The organism is Frankia sp. AgKG'84/4, assembly GCF_023242965.2.
Classification (GTDB): Bacteria; Actinomycetota; Actinomycetes; order Frankiales; family Frankiaceae; genus Frankia.
This window is the reverse complement of the sequence record NZ_JALKFU020000200.1, coordinates 1-8,624: the sequence shown is the minus strand read 5'-3', so window position 1 is coordinate 8,624 and position 8,624 is coordinate 1. Positions and strand designations below refer to the sequence as shown.

The window sequence follows — 8,624 nt, the reverse complement described above, 5'->3', positions numbered from 1 at the left end:
CGTCAGCGGCTGCCCGGCGATCTCCATCCCGGCCGGCACCGGGCCCGGCGGCCTACCCGTCGGCCTGCACCTGTTCGCCCCGCATCACCGGGACGCGCTCCTGGTGGAACTCGCCGCGGCGGTCGAACGGGTCCGCCCGTGGCCGCTCGTCGCCCCCGGGGCACCCCGATGACCGCCGGCCTACGCCTGTGCGCCGGCTCCGTCCGGGGTCGCTGCGGCATCGCTGGGCGCGGCGCCGTCGGCGGCGGCGGCCCGGTTGTTCTCGTAGCGGCTCGCGGCGCCGCTGATGTGCGCGCGCGTCTCCGCCTCGGCCCAGTCGGCGTCGCCGGCCCGGATCGCGTCGAGGATGCGGCCGTGCTCCTCCCATGCCTTGCCGGAGCGGCGGTGCACACCCGCGGTGAACAGCAGCTGCAGCCGGTTCTGCAGGCTGCGCAGCGCCTCGACGAGCGCGCCGTTGCCGCTGCCCCGGGCAAGCTCGTCATGGAACCGGGTGTTGAGCATGGACAGCCGCTCGAACTGGCCGGCCGCAGCGGCTGCGGCGCCCTCGGCGAGGATGGCGGCGAGTTCCTCGAGCACCGCCGGGGCGACACCCTGGTTGGCCGCGCGGCGCACCGCCGCGACCTCGAGCGCCGCGCGGACCTCGATGAGATCGTGCGCCTCCTCGGCGCTGATCACGCTGACGACGACGCCGCGCCGCGGGGTGACCTCGACCAGGCCCTCCGACTCGACGAGCCGGATCGCCTCGCGGACCGGGTTGCGGGACACGCCGAGTTCCTCGGCCAGCCGGTCCTCGATCACCCGGCCCCCCTGGGGGAGCCGACCGTCGAGGATGCGCTGGCGGAGCTCGTCGGCGACGAGCTCGCGCAGGGGCCGGTGGGCGGCTCCGAGCGTCTTCATGCTGATGACCACCGCCGCAGCTCGCTGTTCGTGGACAGTATACGGGCGCACGTGGCGGCCTGGTCCGAGCGACGCGCGGCCTACCCCGCTTCGAAGGGGCGGCCGTGCGGTGCGTGGGACCCAACCCCCCGCGCTGGGTCTTGTATACACCATACGATGCATCCGCGGGATGCCTGGAGGTTCGCCCGATGCTCGCCGGAATCAATTTCTTCCCGACTGTCTCCCCGGCGGAGAAGTCGGCCGTCCAGTTCTTTGACGAGTCCCTGGAACTGAGCATCCTGGCCGATCGTCTCGGCTACCACTCCGTGAAGATCGTGGAGCATTACTTCTACCCGTACGGCGGCTACAGCCCCGATCCAGTGACCTTTCTCGCCGCGGTGGCCACCCGCACGGAACGCGTGCGGCTCGTCACCGGCGCGAACGTTCCCGCATTCAACCACCCGATCAAACTGGCCGGGCAGCTCGCGATGCTCGACAACCTCTCCCATGGTCGCCTCGATGTGGGCTTCGCCCGCGCCTTCCTGCCCGGCGAGTTCGAGGCCTTCGAGGTCAGCATGGACACCAGCCGGGCCCGGCACCAGGAGGGCATCGCCGCGATTCTGCGTCTCTGGCAGGAGGAGGACGTCGTCTGGAACGGGACGTTCCACAAGTTCGGCCCGGTGACGATGCTCCCGCGGGTCCACCAGCAGCCCACCCCACCCGTCTTCATCGCCGCCACCTCGACGCCGGAAAGCTTCGTCTGGGCCGGCAGTCAGGGTTTCAACCTGATGTTCATCCCGTTCACCTCGACGAACGAGAAGGTCGCCGGGCTGCTCGAGCTCTACCGCAACGCGCGTCTCGCGGCGGGCTATCCGGCCGGCTCGGAACGCATCCAGATGGGCATCCACTGCTTCGTCGACACCGACGGCGACCGGGCCCGGCGGAAGGCCGCCGAATACTACGCCGACTACGTCGAGAAGATGATCGACACCTGGGAGGCGTACATGACCGCGAAGCCGACGGAATACGCCGGCTACGCAGACATGATCACCGGGCTGCGGAAGAAGTCACTCGCCATGCTCGAGGAGAACTCCCAAGTCTATGTGGGCACCCCGGAGCAGGTGCGCCAGCAGGTCGCCGCGACCCTCGACGTCTTCGGCGACATCGAGCCGTCGATGCAGGTGAACTTCGCCGCGATGCCGATCGAGGAGTCCCGCCGAACGATGGAGCTCTTCGCCGCCGAGGTCCTGCCCGCCTTCCCGGGATAAATCGGATGCGAAGGCTTACCGAGGAGTCGGCTAGCTCCGTTCCCACGCAGACATCGGACAAGTCGGGCGTTCCCGCGCGCGAGAGCGCGGCCCGCCGGCTGTCACCTCCGCGCCGCAAGCAGTCCGAGTAGAGGGAGATCTTTATGCGTCTGTCCACCGTCCGCCGGCCCGACGGCACCACCAGGGCCGGCCGGGTCGAGGGCGACACCATCGTCCTGCTCGACCAGCCCTGCGTCGGCACGCTCATCGCCTCCGGCCTGGACTGGCGGGAGACCGCCGCATCGGCCACCGGCGAGACGATTCCCCTGGCCACCGCGGACCTGGCACCGCTCGTTCCCAACCCGCCGAAGATCGTCTGCATGGGTCTGAACTACGCCACCCATCTCAAGGAGATGGGACGTACACCGCCGACTCACCCGACGCTGTTCGCAAAATACACCCGGTCGCTTATCGGTCCGACCGATGACATCATCGTTCCGCCGGTGACGAACGCGGTCGACTGGGAAGGCGAGCTGGCCTTCGTCATCGGCACGACCGTGCGTTTCGCCGACGAGCGGCAGGCCCTCGAGGCCATCGCCGGCTACACCATCATGAACGACGTCACCATGCGCGACTGGCAGTTCCGGACCCTGCAGTTCCTGCAGGGCAAGACCTTCGAGGGATCGACCCCGCTCGGCCCGGCGCTGGTCACACCGGACGACATCGACAATCCGTCGGACCTGTCGCTGCGCACGCTCGTCAACGGGGCGGTGATGCAGAAGTCGCGGACGTCCGACCTGCTCTTCCCGCCAGTGGAGATTGTTCGTTACGTGAGCCAGTTCATCACCCTGGAGCCGGGTGACGTGCTGACCACCGGAACGCCCGGCGGCGTCGGCCACGGCCGCGATCCCAAGGTGTATCTCGCCGATGGCGACGTCGTGACCGTCGACGTCGAGGGGCTCGGCGTCACCCGCAATACCGTGCGATTCTCCTGACCTGAAAGCCGGCTCCACCTGCTGCGCTCCGTCACAATTCGGTGACGATTTCTGTGATCGGCCAAGTAATCGTTGTTTGCTGCCACGACATGACGATGAACGGTCGTTGAAACATGCGGTCAGCATACTGACTCTGATCAGTAAGGCCGGCGCGCCAAAACCTTTTGAAGGTGCATCGTGCTCATTCCGAACCAGGCCGCCGACGGCGGCACCCTCACCAGCCTGTTCCGGCGCGCGCTCGCCGGCTGCCAGCTGCAGCCGGGCGAGACCGTGGCCGTCCTGTCCAACGCCCAGTCTCCGCCGGCCTACATCGACGCCACGGCGGCTGCCGCGTCGACCCTCGGCGCGAAGGTCTTCACCGTCGGGCTGCCGTCCATTCAGCGGGCCGCCGGCACCGTCCCCGGCGTCGGCGAGGTGTATGGGCTGACCGGCCTGACCGACCTCGGCGCGGCCGTCGCGGCACTCAAGGCCGTCGACCTGGTCGTTGACCTGTCCGTGCTGCTGCACTCCGCGGAGCAGGAGGAGATCCTCGCCGCCGGCACCCGAATGCTGATGATCACCGAGCCGCCGGAGATCCTCGAGCGGATGTTCCCGACCGACGCGCTGCGTGAACGGGTCCAGAACAGCGTCACGCTGCTCGGCGCGGCCGGCGAGATCGCCATCCGCTCCGACGCCGGCACCGACATCACGATGGGCCTGGGCCAGTTCGGCTCGGGCGGCGGCTGGGGATTCACCTCCGGCCCCGGCACCCACGCGCACCTCGCCTCCGGCCTCGCCGCGATCTACCCGAACGAGGGCAGCGCGAACGGGCGATGGGTCATCGACGCTGGTGACATCATCTTCCCGTTCAAGACCTACGTGCAGTCGCCGATCACCTGCGAGGTCGTCAACGGCTTCATCGTCTCGATCACCGGTCCCGGCGCCGATGCCGAGCTGTACCGCGACTACCTGGAGTCCTGGGGTGACCCGGAGGGCTTCGCCATGTCCCACATCGGCTGGGGCTGCAACGACCGGGCCCGCTGGAACGCGCTGGCCCTGCTCGACCGGTCCGCCACCCAGGGGATGGACGGGCGCTGCTTCGCCGGCAACGTCCTGTTCTCCACCGGGCCGAACAACGAGGCCGGCGGCTCCCGGTTCACCCTGGCCCATTCGGACGTGCCGGTCCGTAGGCACAGCGTCTGGCTCGACGGGCGGCAGATCCTCGACCACGGCCGGTTCGTCGTCGACGAACTCGCCTTCGACGACGGCTTCGCCCGCCTCGGCGCCCAGCCCCCCGCCACTCCCGCCACCCCCGCCACTCCCGCCACCCCCGCCGCCCCCGCCCCCGCCGCCGACGACGCCCTGGTAGGTGCCTAGTGAAACCGTTGCTCGGACCGCTGTCCTGGAACCTCGTCTACGTCGATGACCTGGCCGTCATGCGGGACTTCTACGAGAACGTCCTCGGCCTGCCGCTGCGGCACGCCACGAAGTACTTCGCCGCCTACAACACCGGCGGCTGCACGCTGGAGCTGATGGCCCGCAAGGACAACGGCCCGGACGCCGACAGCGAGCGCCGCGGCTGGGACCGCAACCGGGTGCTGATGTCGTTCAAGGTCGAGCGGATGGACGACGTCGTCGCCGAACTGGGCCGTCGCGGCGCGAAGCTGCTGCACGGCCCGTCGCCGACGGTGAGCGATGACGGTCAGCCCCCCGACGGCCAGGTCGCGCAGTTCGCCGACCCCGAGGGCAACATCTTCGAGCTCTGCGACGAGGCCCTGTTCTTCTGACCTCCGCCGGCCCAGGCGATTGTGTGGTGATCAACATGAGTATCAGCGTTCCCGAGCACACCGAGTCCGGCGTGGAGGTCGCGAACCGGCTCGTCGAACAGACCCGCGACCAGGTCGACCGCGCCGAGGCGCCGCCGCGGCGCGCCCGGCCGTGGCAGCGCTACCTGGAGGCCGACCTGGGCCTGCGGGAGTACTGGTATCCGGCGGCGCTCGCCACCGAGGTGCCCGACGGCGGCACGCACAAGGTGCGGATGCTCGGCGAGGAGGTGCTGCTGGTGCGCCGGGACGGCCGGCTGTTCGCCGTCGAGGACCGCTGCGCGCACCGCGGCACGCGCTTCTCCGAGCGTCCGTTGGTGCTTTCCGAGGACACGATCACGTGCTGGTACCACACGTGGACGTTCGACCTGGAGGACGGCGACCTGCGCTGCATCCTCAACGAGCCGGGTACGGCGCTCGCCGGGCGCACGGGCATCCGCGCCTACCCGGTGACCGAGGCGAAGGGGCTGGTCTTCGTCTACATCGGCGACGAGGAGCCACCGCCGCTGGAGGCCGACGTCCCGGCCAGCTTCCTCGCCGACGACCTCGTCATGCACTACGCCGAGCCCAACGTGGTCCGCGCGAACTGGCGCCTGGCGCTCGAGAACTCGTTCGACCCCGGGCACCACTTCATCCACAACTGGTCGCCGTATGTGATCGAATCCGGCTTCCCGATGACGTTCGGCTACGTCGCGAAGCCCGGCGAGGAGGCCGCCGAGGTCAAATACGTCGTCGACACGACGGGCCCGAAGGGCTTCTCCCGCTGCACGAAGACGACCGAACTGATCTTCTCGGCGGTCATTCCCGGCAAGAACGGCCGCCCGGACACGACCTACACGGCGCCGGCGGCGGTCGGCCGCTCGCACGAGGAACTCGTCGAGTCGTTCATGGCCATGCCGCCGATCGACGTCGGGATCTGGCTGCCGTCGTGCAACGAGACGGTCAACTTCCCGTCCGACATGATCACCTACGACTGGCTGGTGCCGATCGACGAGAACACCACCCGCAGCTTCATGATCGGCGGGAAGGTGTGCGCGACCGATGCGGAGGCCGAGGCCTGGCGCGGGCAGACCGGTCACGTCGAGTGGCGGATCCCGACCGTCGACAAGTTCCTCGTCGACGACAACAAGGCCCGCGAGAGCATGCAGACGTTCTACGAGACCGAGAACGGCTGGGACCGCGAACGGCTCTACCGGCCGGACCTTGAGATCACCATGTTCCGCCGGTTCTTCAGCGAGCACGCCCGCGGCGTGCAGACCCGCGACAAGCTCATCGCCCCGCGCAGCCGGCGCAGCCCGAACCGGGACCGGACCCGATGACCGCCCCCGTCCCCGCGCCCGCCGTCGCGTACGCGGCGCCGATGCCGGGCACGCCGCTGGCCGGGCGGGTCGCGCTGGTCACCGGCGGCACCCAGGGGATCGGGCTCGGCGTCGCGCGGGCGTTCCTCGACGCCGGCGCGAAGGTCGCCGTCGTCGGCCGGGACAAGGCGAAGATGGACGCCGTCGTCGCCGAGCTGTCGCCGCTCGGCGAGATCATCGGCATCCAGGCCGACGTCACGATCGTCGCCGACGCGGAGCGGATGGTGCGGGCGACCGTCGAGCGTTTCGGCGCCCTCGACATCCTCGCCACCGTCGCCGGCGTCTACGAGGGGGCGTCACTGCTCGACGCCACCGAGGACGACTACGACTACCAGTTCGACATCAACGTCAAGGGCACGTACTTCTGTGCCCAGGCCGCCGCCCGCCACCTCGTCGCCACCGGTCGGCGCGGGAAGATCATCACGGTGGGTTCGGTGGCCGGACAGCGGGCGTTCCCCGGGGTGTCGGTGTATGGCGCGACGAAGGCGGCCGTCGGGTTCCTCACCCAGGTGCTCGCCGGTGAACTCGCGCCGCACGGCATCAACGTCAACTGCGTGGTGCCGGGCAGCATCGACATGCCGACGAACAAGCTGCTGTCCCCGCCCGGGGCCGCGCAGGAGTCCGCCGCGGGCACCCCGGCGCGGCGCAACGGCCTGCCCGTCGACGTCGCCGCCGCCGCCGTCTATCTCGCCTCCGACGTCGCCGACTTCGTCCACGGCACCAGCCTGGTCGTCGACGGCGGCGTGGCCGCCGTGGGCTGAGCCCACGGCGGGAATGGTCAGGAGAATCCGCAATGCCGTTGGGATCCATTTCCTGGAACCTGGTGTGGGCGCATGACATCGAGCCGATGACGGCCTGGTATCGCGATGGGCTGGGCCTGCGCCTGATGACGTCGACCGAGCAGTCCGCGGTGTTCGACACCGGGCCGTGCATCCTGGTGCTGATCGGCCGGCACGACAACGGACCGGCCGCCAACCCGCCGGTCACCGGTTGGGAACGCAATCAGGTCCTGTTCACCTTCAGCGTCACCGACATGGACGCGACGCTGGCCGAGCTCGCCGGCCGCGGGGTCACGCCGGTGCACGTCGCGCCGGTCGTGATCGACGGCAACGACGCGCCGAAATGGCGGGTGGCCCAGCTCATGGACCCCGAGGGGAACATCGTCGAGCTCTGCGACGAGCCGGTCCGCTGGTATGCGGGCGTCGATGCCTGAGGAGGGTTCGGTGGGCGCGCTCGCCGAACTGGCGGTGCTGCGCGAGCGGTTCGCCCGGTCGGGGATGGTGCGCCGGATCGGGTGGGGGCAGCGGCCGGCGGTCGTCGTCGTCGATCTGATCCGCGGGTTCACCGATCCGGCCTGCCCGCTCGGCGGGGAGCTCTCGGACGTGGTCGCGGCGACGGGCGAGCTGGTCGCCGCCGCCCGGTCGGCCGGTGTGCCGGTGATCTGGGCGATGGTTCGCTACCGGGCCGACCTGGCCGACGCCGGCGTGTGGCCGGCGAAGATCCCCGCGCAGCACCTCCTGGTCGAGGACGGACCGTGGGTCGACCTGGACCCCCGGCTCGACGCCCGTCCCGACGAGGAGCGGGTGGTGAAGAAGCACGCCTCCGCGTTCCTCGGTACCGGTCTGGACGTCCGGCTGCACCAGTTGGGGGTCGACACCGTGCTGGTCGCGGGGGCGACGACCAGCGGTTGTGTGCGGGCGAGCGTGGTGGACGCCTGCGGCCTCGGGTTCCGTCCGATCGTCGTGCGCGAGGCCGTCGGCGACCGCGCCGAGCTGGTGCACGAGGTGAGCCTGTTTGACCTGGACGCCAAGTACGGCGACGTCGAGAACCTCGCCGACGTGCTCGCCCACCTGCGGACCTCGGCGGCCACCCCCGTCCGTTCGGGCGACGTGCGGTGACCATGACGACCAGTCGCCCGATCGGACCGGGCCGGGCGGACGACGACCTGGCCGCGGACCGCCTGGCCGTGGCGACGGCCTGCCGAGTGCTGGCCGCGGACGGTCAGGACCACTTCTGCTTCGGCCATGTGAGCGTCCGCCGGCCGGGCGGGGGACTGATGGTCAAGGCGGTCGGGCCATCGCTGGCCCGGGTGCGCCCCGCGCAGATCGCTGAGGTCGGCCCCGACGGCGCGGTCCGCACCCCCGGCCTGCGCCCGCATGAGGAGACCGCCCTGCATCTGGCGGTCTACGAGCGCCGCGCGGACGTCGGCGCCGTCGTGCACACCCACCCGCTGGCCGCGCAGACCGCGACGCTGTTCCCGCCGATGGACGGCGTGACGCAGTGGAGTGGCGTGCCCACTCAGATCCTGCGGCTGCTGGAGCATCCCGACTTCGACTCCGCGGCGCT

At 70.2% G+C, this 8,624-nt stretch carries 10 protein-coding genes; 9 read left to right on the top strand and 1 reads right to left on the bottom strand.

Annotated features, from left to right (window positions below; all coding sequences use genetic code 11):
• Positions 1–180 precede the first annotated feature (180 nt).
• Positions 181–897: a GntR family transcriptional regulator gene (locus tag MXD58_RS14015; protein WP_248836574.1), complete on the bottom strand. Its 717-nt coding sequence runs from the start codon at positions 895–897 to the stop codon at positions 181–183.
• A gap of 188 nt (positions 898–1,085) precedes the next feature.
• On the opposite strand from MXD58_RS14015, the gene MXD58_RS14010 reads away from it, so the two are divergent.
• The 9 genes from MXD58_RS14010 to MXD58_RS13970 form a co-directional block, all read left to right on the top strand.
• Positions 1,086–2,144: an LLM class flavin-dependent oxidoreductase gene (locus MXD58_RS14010; protein WP_248836575.1), complete on the top strand. Its 1,059-nt coding sequence runs from the start codon at positions 1,086–1,088 to the stop codon at positions 2,142–2,144.
• A gap of 143 nt (positions 2,145–2,287) precedes the next feature.
• Positions 2,288–3,118 (top strand): fumarylacetoacetate hydrolase family protein, encoded by an 831-nt coding sequence (locus tag MXD58_RS14005; protein WP_248836576.1) that lies wholly within the window; start codon positions 2,288–2,290, stop codon positions 3,116–3,118.
• A 177-nt stretch (positions 3,119–3,295) separates the two neighbouring features.
• Entirely contained in the window at positions 3,296–4,474 is a 1,179-nt protein-coding gene (locus tag MXD58_RS14000; protein ID WP_248836577.1) for a 2,5-dihydroxypyridine 5,6-dioxygenase NicX family protein, read from the top strand.
• Positions 4,474–4,884: a VOC family protein gene (locus MXD58_RS13995; protein ID WP_248836578.1), complete on the top strand. Its 411-nt coding sequence runs from the start codon at positions 4,474–4,476 to the stop codon at positions 4,882–4,884. The genes MXD58_RS14000 and MXD58_RS13995 overlap by 1 nt, the downstream gene beginning before the upstream one ends.
• Positions 4,885–4,919: 35 nt before the next feature.
• Positions 4,920–6,239, top strand: coding sequence for a Rieske 2Fe-2S domain-containing protein (locus tag MXD58_RS13990; RefSeq protein ID WP_248836579.1), 1,320 nt, complete (start codon positions 4,920–4,922; stop codon positions 6,237–6,239).
• Positions 6,236–7,039, top strand: coding sequence for an SDR family NAD(P)-dependent oxidoreductase (locus MXD58_RS13985; protein WP_248836580.1), 804 nt, complete (start codon positions 6,236–6,238; stop codon positions 7,037–7,039). The genes MXD58_RS13990 and MXD58_RS13985 overlap by 4 nt, the downstream gene beginning before the upstream one ends.
• A gap of 32 nt (positions 7,040–7,071) precedes the next feature.
• On the top strand, positions 7,072–7,491 hold the full coding sequence (locus tag MXD58_RS13980; RefSeq protein ID WP_248836581.1) for a VOC family protein: 420 nt from the start codon (positions 7,072–7,074) through the stop codon (positions 7,489–7,491).
• A 10-nt stretch (positions 7,492–7,501) separates the two neighbouring features.
• A complete protein-coding gene (locus MXD58_RS13975; RefSeq protein ID WP_250609383.1) occupies positions 7,502–8,176 on the top strand; it encodes an isochorismatase family protein in 675 nt (224 codons plus the stop codon).
• Positions 8,177–8,178: 2 nt separating this feature from the next.
• Positions 8,179–8,624, top strand: a 446-nt coding sequence (locus tag MXD58_RS13970) for a class II aldolase/adducin family protein (protein ID WP_250609382.1), incomplete at its 3' end; no start/stop codon positions are given.

Coding starts and splice junctions, on each gene's coding strand:
- MXD58_RS14015 (WP_248836574.1), bottom strand. CDS start 897: ATGAAGACGCTCGGAGCCGCCCACCGGCCCCTGCGCGAGCTCGTCGCC.
- MXD58_RS14010 (WP_248836575.1), top strand. CDS start 1,086: ATGCTCGCCGGAATCAATTTCTTCCCGACTGTCTCCCCGGCGGAGAAG.
- MXD58_RS14005 (WP_248836576.1), top strand. CDS start 2,288: ATGCGTCTGTCCACCGTCCGCCGGCCCGACGGCACCACCAGGGCCGGC.
- MXD58_RS13990 (WP_248836579.1), top strand. CDS start 4,920: ATGAGTATCAGCGTTCCCGAGCACACCGAGTCCGGCGTGGAGGTCGCG.
- MXD58_RS13985 (WP_248836580.1), top strand. CDS start 6,236: ATGACCGCCCCCGTCCCCGCGCCCGCCGTCGCGTACGCGGCGCCGATG.
- MXD58_RS13980 (WP_248836581.1), top strand. CDS start 7,072: ATGCCGTTGGGATCCATTTCCTGGAACCTGGTGTGGGCGCATGACATC.